The following is a 19,496-nucleotide window of genomic DNA, read 5'->3' as shown; positions in this document are numbered from 1 at the left end:
GGTCAGTCGCCGCCAGGCGTCGAGGTGTTCACGATCCACCCGCACAGCATCCTGCACCCGCACCCATCCGCGACTGAGCACGCGCACTCACAGCTTCTTCTGCAGCTCCAGCAGCGTCTCGATCGTGCGATAGCCGAGGGCGTCGTTGACGGCGTTCATGTGGGTGTTCACCTCGGCGTTGGAGGTGTCGAGGGTGAGCAGCCCGGGGTACGCCGCCAGCGCCAGGTCGTGCGTCGCCAGCTTGAGCGCCAGCCCCAGCCGGTGCCCGCGGTGGGCCGGGTCGACGATCGTGATCCCGACCTGCGCGTGCTCGTGGTCGGTGTCGTCGACACGTACGTCGGACACGCCGGCCACCTCGCCGTCCGGCGCGACCGCGAGGGCGGTGTGCACGTGACGGCCGGTCGCGACCTGTCGCTGCTCGGCGTCGCGGATGCGTTCGACGCTCCACTCCGAGTCCTCGAGGTCGAGGTCGCCGAGCGGGATCTCGGAGAGCAGCATGCCGAGCAGGCGTCCGAAGGACTCGACGTGCTCGTCGGGGCAGACCGTGTCGAAGGTGACGATGCGGTGCCCGCTCGGGTCGACGGTGAGCGCCGCGCGCCGCTCGCGGTAGTCGGCGAGCGTGAGCTCCTTGATCGACTCCCGACTGGCAACAGCGAAGCCGCGCGCCGCCGCGAACGCCTCGGCCGGCGCCGTGCCGCCCGGCGGCAGGTAGGCCTCGCCGGTCAGCGTCGTACGCCCGTGCCCGGCGGCGAGGACCTCGACCTCCGCCAGGAGGGCCGAGCCGATCCCCTGCCTCCGGCGCGCGACGTCGACGTAGACCGCGGAGCCGGCGAGGTGGAGGTTGTCGCGCGAGGGCAGGATCGCCATGCCGGCACCCACCATCTCCCGGCCGTCGATGGCGGCGAGCAGGGTCACGTCGCGCTCGGGGTTGGGCGCGTGCAGCGAGACCCGGCTCTGCTCCCACAGCGGCCACGGCTTGCCGGGACGGTCGGCGGTGGCGTCGTGCCCCACCTGCCACCAGGCGCGGAGCGCAGCCTCGTTGCGCGGGTTGATCTGCTCGATGTCGACGGCCACGCCGCGACGGTAGCGGCGGGCCGCACGGCCGTCACCCCGATATCGCTCAGAGCGTGAGCTGGGCCTTCACCACGTCGGCGAGACGCGTCGCGACGCCCTGCGCCTCGTCGTGGGTGGGCGCCTCGACCATCACGCGCACGATCGGCTCGGTGCCCGAGGGGCGCAGCAGGATCCGGCCCCGGTCGCCCAGCACCGCCTCCTCCTCGGCCACCGCGGCAGCAAGCACGGCGTCCTCGTCGGCACGGGACTTGTCGACCCCGCCGACGTTGAGCAGCACCTGCGGCAGCCGCGTCATCGCCGACGCGAGGTCGGCGAGCGAGCGGCCGGTGGTGGCCATCCGCTCCATCACGTGGAGCGTGGTGAGGATGCCGTCGCCGGTCGTGGCGTGGTCGCTGAGGATGACATGGCCGGACTGCTCCCCACCGAGGGAGTAGCCGGAGACCTTCATCGCCTCGAGGACGTAGCGGTCACCGACCTTCGTCTGGCGTACGCCGACGTCGTTGGCGCGCAGCGCCTGCACGAAGCCGAGGTTGCTCATCACCGTGGCGACGACGGTGTCCTTGGCCAGGCGGCCCTGGTCGCGCAGCGAGAGGGCGAGGATCGCGAGGATCTGGTCGCCGTCGACGATGTTGCCGTCGGCGTCGACCGCCAGGCACCGGTCGGCGTCGCCGTCGAGCGCGAAGCCGGCGTGGGCGCCGTGCTCGAGGACCGCGGCCTGGAGCGAGCCCATGTGGGTCGAGCCGCAGTCGTCGTTGATGTTGAGGCCGTCGGGGTCGGCGTGGATCGCGATGACCGTCGCGCCGGCGTCCTCCAGCGCCCGCGGGCCGGCCGCGTGCGCGGCGCCCTCGGCGCAGTCGAGGACGACCTTGAGCCCGACGAGCGGGTGGGTGATCGTGCTCTCGAGGTGGGCGGCGTACTCCGCGACCGCGGTGTCGTAGGTCGTGACCCGGCCGACGCGACCACCGGTGGGGCGCTCCCACGGCTCACCCATGCGGCGCTCGATCGCGATCTCGATCGCGTCGTCGAGCTTGTGGCCGCCGCGGGCGAGGAACTTGATGCCGTTGTCGGGCATGGGGTTGTGCGAGGCGGAGAGCATCACGCCGAGGTCGGCACCGAGCCGGTCGGTCATGTAGGCCACGCCGGGGGTGGGCAGCACGCCGAGCAGGAGCACGTCGACCCCCGCCGAGGCGAGGCCGGCGACGACCGCAGCCTCGAGGAACTGCCCGGAGATGCGCGTGTCCCGGCCCACCACGGCGAGGGGGCGATGCCCCTCGAACTCGCCGCGGTCGGCCAGGACGTGTGCGGCACAGACGGAGAGGTCCAGGGCCAGCTCTGCCGTGAGATCGGCGTTCGCCAGGCCCCGGACCCCGTCCGTGCCGAAGAGTCGCGTCAAGGAACGAGACCCTGGGAGATCAGCGCTTGCTGAACTGCGAGGCCTTGCGGGCCTTCTTGAGACCGGCCTTCTTGCGCTCCACGACGCGGGCGTCGCGGGTCAGCAGACCGGCCTTCTTCAGCGCCGGGCGGTTCGCCTCGATGTCGATCGCGTTGAGCGAGCGCGCCACGCCCAGGCGCAGGGCGCCGGCCTGGCCGGCGTTGCCGCCGCCGTGGATGCGAGCGATCACGTCGAAGCGACCCTCGAGCTGCAGCTCCACGAACGGCTCGTTCGCGATCTGCTGGTGCAGCTTGTTGGGGAAGTAGTTGTCGAGCGTGCGGCCGTTGATCGTCCACTCGCCGGTGCCCGGGACGATGCGGACGCGGGCCACGGCCTCCTTGCGACGGCCGGTGGCCGCGCCGGGGGCGATGGTGGCGGGGCGAGCCGGGGTGTCGGCCGACGCGTCGCTCTCGGACGTGTAGGCAACGCCCTCGGAGTCGGTCTCGAAGGTCTCCTCGACCTCGGTGGTGTTCTCAGTCATCTGTGAGTCCTCAGTCGTCACTGGGAGATCTGCGTGATCTCGAAGGGAGTGGCCTGCTGGGCCAGGTGCGGGTGGTCGGGGCCGGGGTAGACCTTGAGCTTCTTCAGCATCTGGCGACCGAGCTTGTTCTTCGGCAGCATGCCCCACACGGCGTTCTCGATGGCCTTGCGGGCGTCCTTCTCGAGGAGCTCGCCGAAGGGGGTGGCCGAGAGGCCACCCGGGTAGCCGGAGTGGCGGTAGGCCATCTTGGTGGTCTTCTTGGTCCCCGACAGCGACACCTTGGAGGCGTTCACGATGATGACGAAGTCGCCCATGTCCATGTGAGGAGCGAAGGTCGGCTTGTGCTTGCCGCGGAGGAGGTTCGCGGTCTGGACGGCGAGGCGGCCCAGGACCACGTCGGTGGCGTCGATGACGAGCCACTCACGCTGGATGTCAGCGGGCTTGGGGCTGTACGTGCGCACGGCTATGTCCCGTTCTGGTTCGTTGGACCCGCTCCTCGATCGAGGAACGGATGTGGAGCCACGACTTCTGACGAACACGGCCCGGTTCGCTCCCCACACCAGTGAGGATGACGTCGGATCTGCACCCACCCCCGGAGAGGGTGGACGCGGCAGGAGTCGCGACCAGCAAGAGTACGGCGCTGCGCGCGCGAGGGTCAAAACGCCGTGGTCGGGCGGTCCGGGCATGATGGCGCGGTGCGCAACGGCGGCGTCTCCTTCTGGTGGCAGCAGGTGGGCCTGCCCGAGCCCGCTGACCGGCTGCGCGGTGACGACACCTGCGACGTGGCCGTCGTCGGCGGCGGCCTGACGGGGCTGTGGACCGCCCACTACCTCCACGAGGCCGACCCCACCCTCGACATCCGCGTCGTCGAGGCCGAGTTCGCCGGCTTCGGCGCCTCGGGGCGCAACGGCGGCTGGCTCTCCAGCGAGCTGCCGGGCAGCGCCAGGGCGTACGCCGACGTGGCGGGCGAGGACGGTGTGGCGCGGCTGCGGGCGGCCGTGCGCGGAAGCGTCGACGAGGTGATCGGCGTCGCCGCCCGCGAGGGCATCGACGCCGACATCGTGCGCAGCGGCGTGCTGACGGTCGCGCGGTCCGAGGCGCAGCGCCAGCGGCTCGGTGGCGAGCTCACGGCGGCGCAGGTGGCCGAGCGGATCCGCGTCGCCAGCGCCGTCGCGGGCCACTTCGACCCCGACTGCGCACGCGTGCAGCCCGCGAAGCTGGTGGCCGGGCTCGCCCGCGTGGTGCGCGAGCGCGGCGTACGCATCCACGAGGGGACCCGAGCGGTCGCGGTGGAGCCGGGCGCAGTCCGCACCGAGCACGGAACGCTCCGCGCACCCGTGGTGCTGCGCTGCCTGGAGGGCTTCACCGCCGGGCTCGCCGGCCACCGGCGCGAGTGGCTGCCGATGAACTCCGCGATCGTCGTGACCGAGCCGCTGACGCCTTCCCAGTGGCAGGAGATCGGCTGGTCGGGCCAGGAGCTGCTCGGCGACGAGGCCCACGCCTACTGCTACGCCCAGCGCACGGCGGACGGCCGCATCGCGATGGGCGGACGGGGCGTCCCCTACCGCTTCGGCTCGCGCACCGACGTCGACGGCCGCACCCAGGACTGGACGGTCGAGTCCTTGCGCTCGACGCTGACCTCGCTCTTCCCCTCGCTCGCCGGCGTCGGGCTCGACCACGCCTGGTGCGGCGTGCTCGGCGTGCCGCGTGACTGGAGCGCGAGCGTGGCGTACGACCCCGCGACCGGTCTCGGTCACGCCGGCGGCTACGTCGGGTCGGGGCTCACCGCCACCAACCTCGCCGGCCGCACGCTGCGCGACCTGGTGCTCGGCCACGACACCGATCTCACCCGGCTGCCGTGGACCGGCCACCGGGTGCGGAGGTGGGAGCCGGAGCCGCTGCGGTGGGCCGGCGTGCACGCGCTCTACCGCCTCTACCGCGCCGCCGACCGGCGCGAGGACGCCGGTCTGGCGCGCACCAGCGCGATCGCCCGGGTCGCGGACCGGGTGGCCGGGCGCTGAGCGCTCCCCCGCATCACCGGGACCTGGCGCCCACCCGACGGACGTAGAGCGCCTGGTGCACGTCGTCGTCCGCGTCGCGCCCGGCCATGGCGGGGCTGAGCGAGGTGAAGGCGACGGTGCGGCCGTCGCCGGCGGCGTCGAAGCCGCTGCTGTCCCACCACGCGTCGTAGCCCCGGGTCAGCTGGCGCACCGAACCGCGCTCCCAGAGGAACACTCCTTCGTACGGCTGGGCCGCACGGGCGGGCGATGCGGTCCGGCTCCACGCCCGCTCCTGTCCGGCGAAGAACACCCGGCGGCCGTCGTCGGAGACCTGCGCCGCGTTCACCTCCGAGGCGATGTCGTCGGTGCGGTTGACCAGCCGCACCATCCCGGAGCGGCGGTCGACCCACCACAGGTGCACGGGCTTGTCGGCGACGGGCGGTGAGGCCACCCCGCCGTCCGCGCACCCAGCGGTGAGGTAGCGCCCGGAGTGGCTCACGCTGAGCCCGGTCCACCCGCAGCCGGTGTCGGTCGGCAGGCCGGTCGGCTGCGCGAGCGGCATCGACCAGGTGCCGCCGGAAGCACCACGACGACGCAGGACGTAGAGGTCCGGGAGGGTCCCGGAGTCACGACCGGCGAGCACCTCGGTGGTCACCACCGCCACGACCGCGCCGTCGCCCGAGATCCGCACCGAGGCGCGCGCGATCTCGGCGGTCGCGAGACGGCGTACGCGCCGGGTGCCCCAGTCGAAGAGGAAGTAGTCGTGGACCGCGTTGGCGTCCCCGGCCACCAGGTCGGTGGCCGCGGAGGTGAAGACCACGTCGCCGTTGTCGGCGACGACCGGGTTCGTCGACGCGCCGTCCGCCATGCCCCCTCCGGCCGCCGTCGAGGCACGGCGTACCCGGCCGGTGCGCAGGTCCCGGACGAAGACGTCCGCGTGCTCGTCGCCGACCCCGTCCACGTCCTGTCCGACGAGGTCGTCGGGACTGCTGAAGGCCACGAAGCGACCGTTGGGCGAGAGGTCGACCCCCTCCGCGGAGCGCGCGAGACGACCGCGCCGGTCCGCCCCGACCGCGCGCACCCGCCCGGTGCGGGCGTCGCGGACGAACACCTGCGGGTAGCCGCCACGGGTGCGGCGGTCGAGGTTCTCCGCACCACTGGTGAAGGCCACGAGCCGGCCGTCGCGACTCACCGCCCCGCCGAAGACGTGGTCGTCCGCGGGACGGCCGCGGTCGCTGACCGACACCATCCGGAAAGGACCTGCGGCCGCCCTCGCAGCACCCGGCGGCGCCTCGCCCCCGGCCGCAGGACCGGGCACCAGCGTGCCCAGCAGGACGACACACACGACAGCCGCACCCGAGCGCAGGATCATCCCGGCACTGTCGCACCGCGGACGCCCCGGACGACACACCCGCAGGAGGCACGGCCGCCCCGCTCGTGGACACCGGTTCGACCTCGCGCGAGGGTCGCGGCTAGGTTGGAGCGACAACCCAAGACGTACAAAGACGTATGAACAGGAGCCGACGTGACCGACGTAGCGGCCAAGGATTCCCTGACTGTCACCGACAACCGGACCGGTCAGAAGTACGACATCGCGATCACCGACAACACGATCGCGGCCAAGGACCTGGGACAGATCCGTCTCACCGACGACGAGCCCGGTCTGGCCACCTATGACCCCGGCTTCGTGAACACCGCCTCGTGCCGCTCGGCCGTCACCTTCATCGACGGCGACAAGGGCATCCTGGAGTACCGGGGCTACCCGATCGAGCAGCTCGCGGAGAAGTCCAACTTCCTCGAGGTGGCCTATCTCCTCATCCACGGCGACCTGCCCACCAAGGAGCAGTACGACGCGTGGGTGCACGAGATCACCTACCACACGTTCGTGCACGAGAACGTCAAGAACTTCATGCACGGCTTCCGCTACGACGCCCACCCGATGGGCATGCTGATGGCCTCGGTCGGCGCGCTGTCGACGTTCTACCCCGATGCCCGCAACATCAGCGACGCCGACAACCGCCACATGCAGATCGTGCGCATGATCGCGAAGATGCCGACGCTCGGCGCGTGGTCGTTCCGCCACGCCCAGGGCAAGCCCTACATCTACCCCGACAACGACCTCGGCTACACCGCGAACTTCCTCTCGATGCTCTTCAAGATGAGCGAGCAGAAGTTCGAGGCCGACCCGCGCCTGGTCAAGGCGCTCGACGTGCTCTTCATCCTGCACGCCGACCACGAGCAGAACTGCTCGACCAACGCGGTCCGTTCGGTCGGCTCCTCGCAGGTCGACCCCTACTCCGCCGTCTCGGCCGGCGTCGGCGCCCTCTTCGGTCCGCTGCACGGTGGTGCGAACGAGGCCGTCCTGCGGATGCTCAAGCGCATCGGCAGCAAGGAGAACATCCCCGCCTTCATCGACGGCGTCAAGGACGGCAACGAGCGCCTGATGGGCTTCGGCCACCGGGTCTACAAGAACTACGACCCGCGCGCGAAGATCATCAAGAAGTCGGCCGAGGACGTGTTCGAGGTCACCGGCACCAACCCGCTCCTCGACATCGCGCTGGAGCTGGAGAAGATCGCGCTCGAGGACGAGTACTTCGTCAAGCGCAAGCTCTACCCCAACGTGGACTTCTACTCCGGCCTCATCTACGAGGCCTTCCAGTTCCCGCCGGAGATGTTCACCGTGCTGTTCGCCATCGGCCGTACGCCGGGCTGGCTGGCGCAGTGGGCCGAGCTGGTGCAGGACAAGGACCAGAAGATCGCGCGTCCCAAGCAGATCTACACCGGCGACCGCGAGCTCACCTTCACCGCGGCCTCCGAGCGCTGGGCCTGAGCACCGCTGCCCACGACGTACGAACGCCCCCGGCCATGCGGCCGGGGGCGTTCGTCGTGCCAGGGGCGGGCAAGCCTCAGGCTGCGCCGGTCGCGACCTGCTCGGAGAGCACCAGCACCAGGTCCTCGAGCTCGGGCAGGCGATCCGGCTCCTCCCCGGGAGCCAGCAGTCGCACCGTCATCATCCGCTCGCCGACGTGCGTCACCAGGTTGACGTAGAGGGGGCTGTCCTCGCCGGTGACGACCAGGGCGGGAGAGCCCGCCACGCTGACCTCCTCGGGCTCCTCGGTGCCGAGGATGCGGATCTGGTCGAGGTCCTCCTCGAGCGAGCCGTGCTCGACCGCCAGGTCGATGCTGACCGCGACGTTGGACTTGCGCACGAAGACCGAGCAGCCCTCGTCGGCGCCGACCTCGCCCGCGCTGTTGGGTGCCCTGAGCGCCAGCCCGGTCTCGGCCGTCACGGCGTCGACGTCGATGGCGTCGCAGGCGGGCCCGTCCCCGCCGTCGGCCGACGGTTCACCGGACGGCTCGTCGGTGGCGCTCCCGGACGGCGCCTCGCTGGACGGCCCGTCGCTGGACGGCTCCGCGGTCGGGGTGCCGTCGGACGTCGACGGCTCGCCACCGCACCCGGCGAGGGCCAGCGTGGCGCTGAGCACCGCCCCCACCATCAGTCGTCTCACGTCAGTCACGTCGCTCCTTCGTGTCGATCCGAGCCAGCGTGTCGCCGGCCTCGGAGGTGGTCCGGACGATGGCCGCCTGGATGATCTCGAAGCCACGGTATTCGTCGTGGGGTCGCTGCCAGAACGCCTCCCACGTCGTGAAGCCCCGCTCGACGCGGTCGTGGACCCGCCTGAAGTGCTCGGGCGCGTCGTGCGCGGCGGTGATGAGGTCGAGCGACTGCACGATCTCGGGGTCGAGGGCCTCGGCCCCCTCCTCCTCGAGGATGCGGTCGACGAGGTCGTCGACCTCGTCGAGCCGTGCCAGCAACGTCGCGGTGGCCCCGTGCGCGGAGAGCTCACCGAGCACGAGGTCGATCGACTTGGTGGGCGCGGCGCTCGAGGCGTCGTAGAACTCCATCAGCGCGCTCCCTTCGGGACCTTGACGTCGTCCTTGGGCGTCCCGGTCGGCGGCGGCGCCATGGGGGCGTGCCACGTGGGCGGCTCGACAGGCTGGCCGGTGAAGGGGTCGACGGGGAGGGGTGGCTCGTCGGGGAGGCAGTCCTCGTCGTAGAGCACGCTGGGGTCGGCGTCCCCAGCCTCCTCGACTCCTTCGTCGACCTTCTCCTCGAGCTTGTCCCAGGCGTCGCCCTCAGGGTCGCCGAAGTCGGTCTTGAGGTCCTCCAACGACTTCTCGACGTCCATCGTGCTCGCGGGCAGGTCGTCGAGGTTCATCTTGCCGCGGGCGTGCGGGAGCTTCTCGACGATGCTCACGACCTGCTTGACGGTCTTGATCCGGTCGGCCTGTTCCTTGGCCCACGCCTCGACCTCCTCGGCGAGGCCGAAGGCGACCTCGATCAGGTTCTTCACCGTCGTGACGTCGTCGACCAGGTCGGCGAAGAACGCCGTGCCCTTCTCGGCGAGGTCCTTGAGGGTGAGGAAGATCCCGACCGCGGCGTTGATGCGCTTGAGGAGGAACTTCATCAGCTTGAAGAGCTTCTGGGCCAGGACCCGGATGATCTTCTCGACCTTGATGGCGATCTTCTCGCTGAGCTCGGCCAGCTCGTCGAAGACCGTTGCCAGGCCCCGGATGACGCCGGCGATCGTGGTCATCACCACGCCGTAGAGACCGATGTGCGCGGTGAGGGCCAGCCCGGCCTGCCCCTTCATCGCGAGCTGGGCGTTGAAGGCCAGGAGCCCGAAGTTCTCGGCGTAGTCACGGAAGGCCCTGGCCAGGTTGCGACACGACGAGGCGTTCTGCTGGATGGCGTAGTAGTCGCCGGACAGCGGGAAGACGATGAAGTCCTCGAGGCTCTTCTCCGGCAGCTCGTCGAAGATGTCGATGCCCTTGTCACGGCACCACCGGATGCACTCGTTGACCTTGTCACGCGCGTCGTCCCAACCCGCGACGACCGTCTGGAAGGGCTCGTCGTGGTCCTTCGGGAACTTCTGCGTGCCCTCGGGAGGCGGCTTGAGGTGGTCGGCAGGGTCGTTGACGCCCCTGAGGCGGACCTCGATGCCGGGCCCGCCGCCAGAGCCCTGTCCGGGCTCGCCGGTGAGCTTGTCGATGTCGAACCTGATCGTCTCGTCGGTGGCGTAGACGTCCTTGGCCGTGTTGCGGGTGGCCTCCACGAGTCCGTCGAACCGGGTCTCGTAGGTGGTCCTCATCGAGGAGAAGAACCCCCTCATCTCCCCCATCGCGTCCGCGAGCGGCTTGAGGGCGAACGGCGTGAAGTCGAAGCCCGCGGTGCTGCACACGAAGGTCCCGACGTAGGAGTCGATCGAGGCGACCTGCTCCTTCACCGTCACCATGTCCTCGAGCAGCATGTCGAGGCTGCCCCACTGGATCTGCAGAGTCTCGCCCATCGATGTCCCCCCATCGGTCGAAGCGGTCGGGGACCTTTCTACCCCGCGCCCGGCGTCCTACACCCGCGGCCGCCGGGCCCCGCCCCGATGGGCGAGCCTCAGCGCTCGAAGACCGCAGCCGTGCGGGCCGGCACGGTGACAGCGTCCGCGGCGACCGTGCTGCCCTTCACCACGGCGTCGCCGCCGCTCGCCTGCACGTCGTGCAGCGTCCAGCCCGCACCGGTCCCGGTGACCGTGGTGGCCTGCGGAGAGGCGTTGATGACGACCAGCACGCCGTCGCGGTCCGGGTCGGCGTCGGTTCCGGCGGTGTCGTCGACGAGCATGGCGACCACCCCCGGCTCGGCGTCGAGGAAGGACACCTTCGCCTGCACCGCGTCCAGGCTGCCGAGGCGGAAGAGCGGTGACGACATCCGGATCCGCAGCAGGTCCTGGGCGCGGGCGTGGGCCTCGTCCATCGCCGCGCTCCCGGGGTCGAGCGCGGGGTCGGCGAGCAGCGGGCGCATGAAGTCCCACTTGTCCTCGTTGTCCGCGCGCAGCGGCAGCCCGGAGCCGAAGGTGTTGTCGCGCCGCTGCCAGTCGACCCGGTTGAACCAGTCGCCGGAGTCGTAGGAGTTGCGGTCCAGGCTCTTGGAGCGGAGCAGGTCGGTGCCGGCGTGCCAGAAGACCACGCCCTGGGAGAGGGCGACGGTCGAGAGCGAGACGGTGTTCATCCGCACCCGGTCGGCCATCGACGTACCCGCTGGCAGCTTGAAGGCCAGCGAGTCGTAGAGCGTCTCGTTGTCGTGGGCGTCGACGTAGGTCACGGTCTCGGACGGGTCGGCGGCGTAACCGGCGGGCTGGCCGTTGTAGTCGACTCCGGATCCCACCACCTCCTCACCGGTCGAGGACCGGAAGCGGAAGTCGGCCAGGTTGCCGGCGAGCCCGAGCTTCACGAGGTCCTGCTGGTGCAGCAGCTCCTCGCGCTGCTCGCCGGCGGTGCCGTTGACCTCGGCCCCGTTGGGGTCGGTGAACAGGCCGGAGCCGAAGCCCTGCACGCGCGGGTCCTCGTCGAAGGGCCCTCCCCCGCGCACGGCGTCGCGCAGCCGGTCACTGAAGGACCCGATGCCGGTGCCGGCCAGGTTGCGCTGCGTGGCCTGGGTGAAGCGGGCGTCGTCGGCGACCTCGCCGAAGTTCCAGCCCTCGCCGTAGAGGTAGATCGCCGTGCCGTCGACGCCGTCGCGCTTCACCGTGAGCCCGTCGAGCGCCGCGCGCAGGCGGGTCATGTTGTCGAGCGAGTGGTGGCCCATCAGGTCGAAGCGGAAGCCGTTGACCTTGTAGTCGCGCGCCCACGTGAGCACCGAGTCGATCATCAGCTTCTCCATCATGCGGTGCTCGGTCGCGGTGTTGGAGCAGCAGGTGGAGGTCTCGACGGCACCCTTGGCGTCGAGGCGGTGGTAGTAGCCGGGCACGATGCGGTCGAGCACCGACCTCGGGTCCTGGCCGCTGGCCGCGGTGTGGTTGTAGACCACGTCCATCACGACCTGGAGACCGGCGCCGTTGAGGCCCTGGACCATCCGACGGAACTCGACGGTGCGGCGGGTGCCCTCCGGGTCGGTGGCGTACGACCCCTCGGGCGCGGTGTAGTGCAGCGGGTCGTAGCCCCAGTTGAAGCCGTCGTCGGGGCGCACCGCCTCGACGCACTCCTGCTGCTGCTCGGAGTCGCGCGGCAGCGAGGCCAGGTCGCAGTCGGGCACACGCTGCGCCGAGCGGCGCTCCTCGATCGTCGCGATGTCGAAGACCGGCAGCAGGTGCACGGTGTTGAGCCCGGCGTCGGCGAGCCGGCGCAGGTGCTGCATGCCGGCGGAGTCGTCGCGCGTGAAGGCGAGGTAGGTGCCGCGCTCGGCGGCCGGGACCGTCTCGTCGCCGATGGAGAAGTCGCGCACGTGCAGCTCGTAGACGTTGCGGTCCTCGGGCTGCGCGATGGCCGGCGGCGTGGTCCGCGACCAGCCCGCCGGGGCCAGCGCCGGGTCGGCCAGGTCGACGAGGAGGGACTGCTCGGAGTTGGTGGTCAGCGCCACGGAGTAGGGGTCAGTGACGCGGTTGGTGACGACCTCGCCGGCGGCGGGCGACCACACCTTCACGTCGAAGGTGTAGGCGGCGCCACGCCACGACGCCGGACCGCTGATGGTCCACGTGCCGTCGCGCTCACGCTTCATGGCGACGCGCCTGCCGGCGACCACCGCGGCGACGTCCTGCGCGGTCGGCGCCCACAACGTCAGCGTCGGCCGGTTGCCGCGCCAGGTGGGACCGAGGTCGGCCTGCGCGGCGTCGGCGTACACGTCGTCGAGGACGCCCGGCACCTGCACGCCGGTCGCGTCACGCAGCGCGCCGGAGGAGTCGTACGCCGCCACGGCCAGCTGGCCGGTGAGGATCTCCGGGACCTTGCGCAGAGCCGTCCGGTCGAGGCGGAACGCCTCGTAGCCGGCGAGGTGAGGGAAGTCGGCGAGCACGTCGGCAGGCAGCCCCGCGGGGTCGTAGGTGAGCGGGACGCTCGACCCGCCGGTGACGGCCTCGGCGTCGACCGCGAGGTCGCCGGCCTGCGACCAGTGGAGCCGGTGGCGACCGCTCGTGTCGGCGACGTCCCACGCGACGAGGTCGCGGCGCAGCCACTGCGCCCGCGCCCGGCCGAGGTCGGGAGCCGCGCCGGCGCTGCGGGTCGAGACCTGCAGGCGGTGCGTGCTCACGTCGTAAGTGAAGACCACCTCGACGCCTCCCGACGGGACCTCGAACGGGATGTCGGCCCCGTCGCGCACGCCGTCGGCGCCGTAGTTCTCCGTCCACGACAGGCCGTGCGCCACCTTGGTGGCATAGCTGCCGGCCGGAAGCGTGGTGGTCGCGGTGAAGGTGCCGTCACCGTCGGGGTCCTGGAGCCAGCCGCGCATGCAGTCCGGCGCCCAGTCGCCCGGGCAGCCCAGCTCGGACTGCATGCTGCCGGCGAGGGTGATGATCGGGCCCTGGGCGTCGCTGGTGACCCAGTGCGAGCGGTGGTCGTAGTAGAAGGTCACGTCGCGCGAGGCGTCGAGGGCGAGCGGGATGTCGGCCCCGCCGCGGACACCGCCGACACCGTAGTTCTCGTCCCACGTGCCGTTGATCGCCGCCTTGTAGGCGTAGTCGCCGGCCGGCAGCGCGACCGTGCGCTTCCACACCTGGTCGTCGGCGTCCAGAGCCATCTGCGCCTCGGCGCAGTCGGGCTGCCAGTCGCCCGGGCAGCCCATCTCGGAGTTGTGGCTGCCGGGCACCGACACGGCCGCCGGCTGGGTGACCGGTCCGCCGTCGCCCCCGCCACCGGGGGTCGGCTCCGCCTCGGGCTCGCCGACGCTGGCCCACGACGAGGCGACCGAGAGGTTGCCGCTGCTGTCGCGCAGGACCGCGCGGTACTCCAGCAGGGTGCCCTCAGGCATCGAGGTGACGTCGTGGAAGACGCGGTAGGGCGCGTTGTCGTCGGTGCCGAGCACCGTCCAGTCGTCCGCGCCGACGGGCCGCCACGCCAGCGTGACCTGGTTGAAGCCGCCGTCGGGGACCCCGACGGTGATCGGCGCACGGCCGCCAACGACGCCGCCGGCCGAGGGCTTCTCGAGGTGGATCGCCGGGGCGTCCTTGCGCCGGGGAAGGGTGCGCGACGCGCGCCAGACCGTCGCCGACAACGGCGGCACCGTGATCGTCGTACGCCCCTCGGCGTCGGTGCGCAGCGACGCCTTCGTCGCGGGCCACACCTGCGTGAAGCCCGACCGGGCCATCTCGGTTCCGACGGTCACGGTCTTCGCGGTGGTGGCGTTGTTGAGGGCCACCACGAGCTCGCGGCGCTCGTCGGCGTCGATCCGGCTGAAGGCGTAGACGCCGGCGCCGTTGGACGCGTAGCGGTGCAGCTGCGCGCCGTCGGCCAGCGCCGGGTAGGTGCGGCGCAGCCGGGCCAGGTCGCGGATCGTGGCGTAGAGGGGGTGGGACGTGTCGTAGTTGGCCTCCGCCGTGGTGGCATCGGTGCCGATGAGGTCGTTGTCGTTGTAGGACGCGACCTCACTCGGGAACATGTCCTCGCGGGCGTCCTTGTCCCCGCCGTCGCCGACGAAGCCCTGCTCGTCGCCGTAGTAGACGACCGGCTGACCGCGGGTGAGGTACATCAGGGAGTGCGCGAGGCGGTCTCGCTCGAGCACCGCGTCACCGCCCCGGAGGAAGGTGCCGATGCGCCCCATGTCGTGGTTGCCGAGGAAGGTGGGCGAGGCGTACGCGTTGGAGTCGGCGTCGGTGTAGAAGTCGTCGGCGGCGTAGAAGTCGCGCAGCCGGGTCGTCGCACCGCCCTTGGCGAAGCCGAGGCCCACGTCCTGGAACCCGAAGTCGAGCGTGGCGTCGAGGCGACCGGTGGTGCTGAACTGCGACAGGTAGGACGGGTTGGCGTCGTAGACCTCGCCGAAGGCGAAGAAGTCGTCGTTGCCGACCGACGCGGCGTGCTCGCGGATGGCCGGGGCGAACTCCTGCCAGAACTCCATGTTGACGTGCTTGGCGGTGTCGATGCGGAAGCCGTCGATGCCCAGGTCGACCCAGGCACGGTAGATGTCGGTCATCCCGTCCACGACGTCGGGCTGCTCGGTGAAGAGGTCGTCGAGGCCGATGAAGTCGCCGTAGGTCGAGGACTCGCCGGCGAAGGTCGAGTCCCCCCGGTTGTGGTAGTTCGTCGGGTCGTTGAGCCAGGCCGGCACCTTCACCGTCCTGTCGGCCTCGGAGCGGAAGGTCGGCGTGTAGGGGAAGGACGTCGCGGCGTCGAGCTCCGGGAAGTCCTCGGTGCCCGCGAAGTCGCGGTCGTCGAAGACGTTCCCGGCGGCGTCGCGATAGGGCTGGGCATCCTTGCCGACGTAGCCGTACTGCTTCTCCTCGTAGTCGATGACGTCGGCGGTGTGGTTGGTGATGATGTCGAAGAAGACCTTGATGCCACGCCCGTGCGCCTTGTCGATGAACGCCTCGAGCTCGGCGTTGGTGCCGAAGTGCGGGTCGATGCGGGTGAAGTCGGTGACCCAGTAGCCGTGGTAGCCGGCGCTCGCGTCGGCGCCGGTGCCCTGCACGGGCCGGTTCTCGAAGCTGGGGGTGAGCCAGATGGCGGTGGTGCCGAGCCCCTCGATGTAGTCGAGCCGGTCGGAGAGGCCCTGGATGTCGCCGCCGTGGAAGAAGCCCTTGTCGCCCGCGTCGAGGCCGGTGGCCATCCGGTCGCCGGACAGCCCACCGGTGTCGTTCCTCGGGTCCCCGTTGGCGAACCGGTCGGCCATCACGAAGTAGAAGTTCTCGCGCGTCAGCGGACCGCGCAGCGAGGTGCCGGCGAGCTCGCGGTCCGCCGCCGTCGGGGTCCCGGACGGTCGGTCGGCGGGCTCGACGGCGACGCGGTGGCTGGTGTCGTCGTAGCTGAACCGCAGCCGTGCGGGGTGCTCCAGCACGAGCGGGAGGTCGGCGCCACCGGCCTCTCCCCCGGCGCCGTAGTTCTCCTCCCACGAGCCGTCGAGGGCGACCTTCCAGGCGTAGGTGCCTGCCGGCACCTCGGCCTCGAGCACCCAGCTCCCGTCGTCGGCCTGCGTCAGTCCGGAGTCTGCGCAGGCGGGCGCCCAGTCGGCGGCGCAGCCGAGCTCGTCCTGGAGGCTGCCCACGAGGGTGACCGTCGTCGGCGGGGTATCCCGGTGCTCGGCGCTGGCGGACGGCGGCAGCACCACCAGGGAGGTGAGGGCGGTGGCGAGGCCCGCGAGGGCGACACCTGCGCGTGCGGAGGGGCGGGGCAGGGGACTGCGCACTGGTGACTCCCGAGAGGTGAAGGTCGAACGACGTGGCGGGCGTCACAGTAGATCGCAGGTGACACTTCTTGCAATGTCTGCAAGATCTTTCACGACTGCTGCGCGGGGACTGCGGCAGATCTTGCAGAACTGATCGGGAAAACCTCGGCGCACACGGCCTCCACGCTCATTACACTCCCCGTCACGGAACCACAGGGGAGGCGTGGGTGGGCGACGTCGGCACGGGCACGCTCGGCTCGGTGCTGCGTGCCATGCGCGAGGCCGCCGGGCTGTCCCAGGAGGAGCTGGCCGAGCGGGCCACCCTCAGCCCGCACGCCATCAGCGCCCTCGAGCGCGGCACCCGCACCCGTCCCTACCCCCACACCCTGCGCGCCCTCGCTGCGGCGCTGGAGCTCGACGACGACCAGCGCACGACCCTGCTGGGCGCGGTGCCCCCGCGGGCCGCGCGCCCGTCCCCGGGCGCCGTTCCGGCGCGTTCCTCGCGCGCCCTGCCCACGCCTGCCACTCCTCTCATCGGGCGCGACGACGACGTCGCCCGCGTCGGCGACCTGCTGAGGGCCAGCCGGCTGGTCACGCTGAGCGGACCCGGCGGGGTGGGCAAGACCCGCCTCGCCCTGGCTGCGGCGACCGCGGTGCAGGAGCGCTACGCCGACGGCGTACGTCTCGTGGAGCTGGCGCCACTGCTCGAGGTCGACCAGGTGCTGCCGGCCGTCGCGGAGGCGGTCGGCGCGGTCCGTGACCCCGGCCGGCCCGTGGCCGACGACCTCGTCGACCGGCTGCGCGGGCAGGACCTGCTGCTCGTGCTCGACAACGTCGAGCACCTCCTCGACGCCGCGCCGCACGTCGCCGCCCTGGTCGAGGCGGTGCCGGACCTCACCGTGCTGACGACCAGCCGCGCCCCACTGCGGGTGCGCGGCGAGACGGAGTACGCCGTTGACCCGCTGGAGGTGCGCGACCTCCCCGACGGGTCGCCCTCGCCCGCCGCCACGCTGCTCCTGGACCGTGCCCAGCGGGTCAGCCCCGGATGGGGCTCCGAGCCCCACGAGGCGGCGACGGTCACCGCCACCTGCCAGCGGCTCGCCGGGCTCCCGCTCGCGCTCGAGCTCGCTGCGGCGCGGGCCCGGCTGCTCGACCCTGGCTCGTTGCTCGCCCGGCTCGACACCGCCCTCGAGGCGGGACCCCGCGACCTGCCTCCGCGCCAGCGCACCATGCGCGCGACCCTGGACTGGAGCCACGGGCTCCTCGACGGCCCCAGCCGCCGGCTGCTCCGGCTGATGGGCGCCTTCGCGGACGGGACCAGCCTCGCGGACCTCGAGTCCGTGGCAGCGGCGTGCGGCATCGACGGGACCGACGTGGTGCGCGACCTGGAGGTGCTCGTCGAGCACTCCCTGGTGGTGGCCGAGCCCAGCGGCCGGATGCGCCTGCTGGAACCGGTGGCGCAGTACGCCCGCCACCTGCTCCACGAGGCGGGCGAGTGGGAGCAGTCCGTCGCCGCCCACGCAGCCCACTACCTCCGGGTCGCCGAGGCCAACCACTCGAGCTACCGCGACGGCGGCCAGGTCGCCGCCCTGACCCGCATCGACCTCGAGCACGCCAACCTCACCGCCGCAGCAGAGCGCTCGCTGGCCCTCGGCGACCCCGAGACGCCGGCGAGGATGGCGTGGGAGCTCTGGCTCTACTGGTGGCTGCGAGGCCAGCACGACCACGGCCGGCGCTTCGCCGAGACCGCCCTGCGCCACAGCGCCGACCTGCCGGACGAGGTGCACGCCCGGGCCGCCCTCGCCGCAGCCACGATGGCCTTCGCGATGGACGACGTGGAGGCAGCGAGCGCCTGGTGGGTCCGGGCCCACGCCCATGGCGGCGACGACCCCGCGATCCTCGCCAACGCGGTCGCCGGCGAGGGCCTCGCAGCGCTCGTCGCCGGTGATCTCGCGGTGGCCCGCGACCGCTTCGAGGAGGCGATGGGCCACTCCGAGCGCGGGGGCGCCGAGGTCCAGTGGACCTGGGGGCTCACGCACGTCTGGCTCGGCACGGTGGCCCTGCTCGAGGGTGATCCCGACGAGGCGGTGCGGCTGATCGAGGCCGGCCTGGAGTCGGCGCGCGGCCGCGAGGACCGGCTGTCGTCCTACATCGCCCTCTACAACCTCTTCCAGGTCGAGCTCGGCCGTGGCGACCACGAGGCCGCGCGGGGCCACCTCGAGGAGAGCACCCGGCTCTCCCTCGAGACCGGCGACCAGGCCAACCTCGCCTACCTCCTCGACGCCGGCGCCGTGCTGGCGGCCGCCACCGGGCAGCACGCGCGGGTGCCGCTGCTGCTGGGTGCGGCGCAGGCCATCCGCGAGACCCAGGGCGCCCACGGTTACGGCTACTACCGCCCCGACCCCGCAGCCATCCTCGCGGCCGCCGACGCCGCGCGCCTCCACCTCGGCGCCGACCGCTACGACGACGCGCTGGACACCGGGCGCGGGTTCGCGCCCGAGAGCGCAGCGTCGATGCTCGGCGCCCCCGGCTGATCCGCGCCGGTCCGGCCGACCGGGCGACCCGCACACCACTCGTACACCTGCTGCTGTCCGTGGTCCGCAGGCCCGCGCGGTCCGAAGGTGGTGCCACGGCACGACACCGTGCCCCGACACCACAGCAGGAGCCGCCATGAGCAGCACGCTCGACCAGACCACCACGACCACCGAGGCGTCCTCGGCGCCGCGGTCCGACCCGGCCGGTCGCGGCTGGGTCCTCGCCGGGCTCGGCGCCGGCGTCCTCGGCATCGCCGGCGCCATCGCCAGCGGGACGGTGGACGCCGTCTACGACCCGGACCTCTCGGGCGACGCCGCCGCGATCACCGAGCGCCTGTCCGAGCAGGTGCCGCAGGTCATCGCCTTCCACACCGCGACGATGCTGTCCTGCGTGCTGCTGGTCGTCTTCGCCGCTGGCCTGCACCGTCAGCTGAGCGCGCGCACCGCCGCCGAGAGCCTGGTTCCCGGCATCGCGGTCGCGGGCCTCGGGCTCGTGGCCGTCGCGCAGCTGCTCGGCGCGGGCCTGACCACGGAGTTCGCCTTCGGCCTCGCCGAGGACCCCGGGCTCCTGGTGCCGGAGACGGCGGTCTTCTTCAACCACTGGATCGGCACCATCCCGTGGCTGTGGGGCGGCGCGGGCCTGAGCGGCCTGGCGCTCGCGAGCGCGGCGCTGCGCCAGGGGGCGTACGCCCGGTGGCTGGGCTGGGTGAGCCTCGTGCTGGGCGGCATCACCGCCCTGTTCCTGGTCAGCCCGCTGCAGTACATGGCGGGGATGACCGGTCCGCTGTGGCTGGTCGTGGTGGCGGCCGGGCTGCTCCGGTCGACGAGGGCGGCGTGA

Annotated in this window: 13 protein-coding genes; 4 read left to right on the top strand and 9 right to left on the bottom strand. The window is 71.9% G+C overall.

Annotated elements, in window-relative coordinates; genetic code table 11:
* Positions 1-87: 87 nt before the first annotated feature.
* The 4 genes from CFI00_RS04685 to rplM are packed head-to-tail and all read right to left on the bottom strand — an operon-like array spanning position 88 to position 3,448.
* Positions 88-1,074, bottom strand: a complete 987-nt coding sequence (locus CFI00_RS04685) for a GNAT family N-acetyltransferase (protein WP_207084109.1) — start codon at positions 1,072-1,074, stop codon at positions 88-90.
* A 46-nt stretch (positions 1,075-1,120) separates the two neighbouring features.
* Entirely contained in the window at positions 1,121-2,467 is a 1,347-nt protein-coding gene (gene glmM, locus CFI00_RS04680; RefSeq protein WP_207084108.1) for a phosphoglucosamine mutase, read from the bottom strand.
* Positions 2,468-2,486: 19 nt separating this feature from the next.
* Positions 2,487-3,008 carry a 30S ribosomal protein S9 gene (rpsI, locus tag CFI00_RS04675; protein ID WP_207084107.1) on the bottom strand — a complete coding sequence of 174 codons (522 nt, stop codon included), beginning with the start codon at positions 3,006-3,008 and terminating at the stop codon, positions 2,487-2,489.
* On the bottom strand, positions 3,005-3,448 hold the full coding sequence (gene rplM / locus CFI00_RS04670; protein WP_207084106.1) for a 50S ribosomal protein L13: 444 nt from the start codon (positions 3,446-3,448) through the stop codon (positions 3,005-3,007). Before rplM ends, rpsI begins: the two co-directional genes overlap by 4 nt.
* 234 nt (positions 3,449-3,682) lie before the next feature.
* On the opposite strand from rplM, the gene CFI00_RS04665 reads away from it, so the two are divergent.
* On the top strand, positions 3,683-5,008 hold the full coding sequence (locus CFI00_RS04665) for an FAD-binding oxidoreductase (protein WP_207084105.1): 1,326 nt from the start codon (positions 3,683-3,685) through the stop codon (positions 5,006-5,008).
* A 13-nt stretch (positions 5,009-5,021) separates the two neighbouring features.
* Here the strand turns inward: CFI00_RS04665 and CFI00_RS04660 are convergent, their stop codons facing one another.
* Positions 5,022-6,359: a hypothetical protein gene (locus CFI00_RS04660; protein WP_207084104.1), complete on the bottom strand. Its 1,338-nt coding sequence runs from the start codon at positions 6,357-6,359 to the stop codon at positions 5,022-5,024.
* A gap of 153 nt (positions 6,360-6,512) precedes the next feature.
* Between CFI00_RS04660 and CFI00_RS04655 the strand changes: the two genes are divergently transcribed.
* Complete coding sequence (locus tag CFI00_RS04655; protein WP_207084103.1) at positions 6,513-7,817, top strand: citrate synthase; 1,305 nt, start codon at positions 6,513-6,515, stop codon at positions 7,815-7,817.
* Positions 7,818-7,893: 76 nt separating this feature from the next.
* On the opposite strand, the gene CFI00_RS04650 is transcribed toward CFI00_RS04655, so the two are convergent.
* The 4 genes from CFI00_RS04650 to pulA all read right to left on the bottom strand — a co-directional run bounded on the left by CFI00_RS04650 (position 7,894) and on the right by pulA (position 16,145).
* Positions 7,894-8,505, bottom strand: a complete 612-nt coding sequence (locus CFI00_RS04650; RefSeq protein WP_207084102.1) for a hypothetical protein — start codon at positions 8,503-8,505, stop codon at positions 7,894-7,896.
* Positions 8,498-8,893 (bottom strand): type II secretion system F family protein, encoded by a 396-nt coding sequence (locus CFI00_RS04645; RefSeq protein WP_207084101.1) that lies wholly within the window; start codon positions 8,891-8,893, stop codon positions 8,498-8,500. Before CFI00_RS04645 ends, CFI00_RS04650 begins: the two co-directional genes overlap by 8 nt.
* Positions 8,893-10,338, bottom strand: a complete 1,446-nt coding sequence (locus CFI00_RS04640) for a hypothetical protein (RefSeq protein ID WP_207084100.1) — start codon at positions 10,336-10,338, stop codon at positions 8,893-8,895. The genes CFI00_RS04645 and CFI00_RS04640 overlap by 1 nt, the downstream gene beginning before the upstream one ends.
* A gap of 98 nt (positions 10,339-10,436) precedes the next feature.
* Complete coding sequence (gene pulA / locus CFI00_RS04635; RefSeq protein ID WP_242532681.1) at positions 10,437-16,145, bottom strand: pullulanase-type alpha-1,6-glucosidase; 5,709 nt, start codon at positions 16,143-16,145, stop codon at positions 10,437-10,439.
* 206 nt (positions 16,146-16,351) lie between these two features.
* Between pulA and CFI00_RS04630 the strand changes: the two genes are divergently transcribed.
* Complete coding sequence (locus CFI00_RS04630; protein ID WP_207084099.1) at positions 16,352-18,658, top strand: helix-turn-helix domain-containing protein; 2,307 nt, start codon at positions 16,352-16,354, stop codon at positions 18,656-18,658.
* A 136-nt stretch (positions 18,659-18,794) separates the two neighbouring features.
* Positions 18,795-19,496, top strand: coding sequence for a hypothetical protein (locus tag CFI00_RS04625; protein ID WP_207084098.1), 702 nt, complete (start codon positions 18,795-18,797; stop codon positions 19,494-19,496).

This window comes from Nocardioides sp. S5, from assembly GCF_017310035.1.
In the GTDB taxonomy this organism is placed as follows: domain Bacteria; phylum Actinomycetota; class Actinomycetes; order Propionibacteriales; family Nocardioidaceae; genus Nocardioides.
Note: the sequence above shows the minus strand (reverse complement) of the source record. Positions and strands in the feature narration are given on the sequence as shown.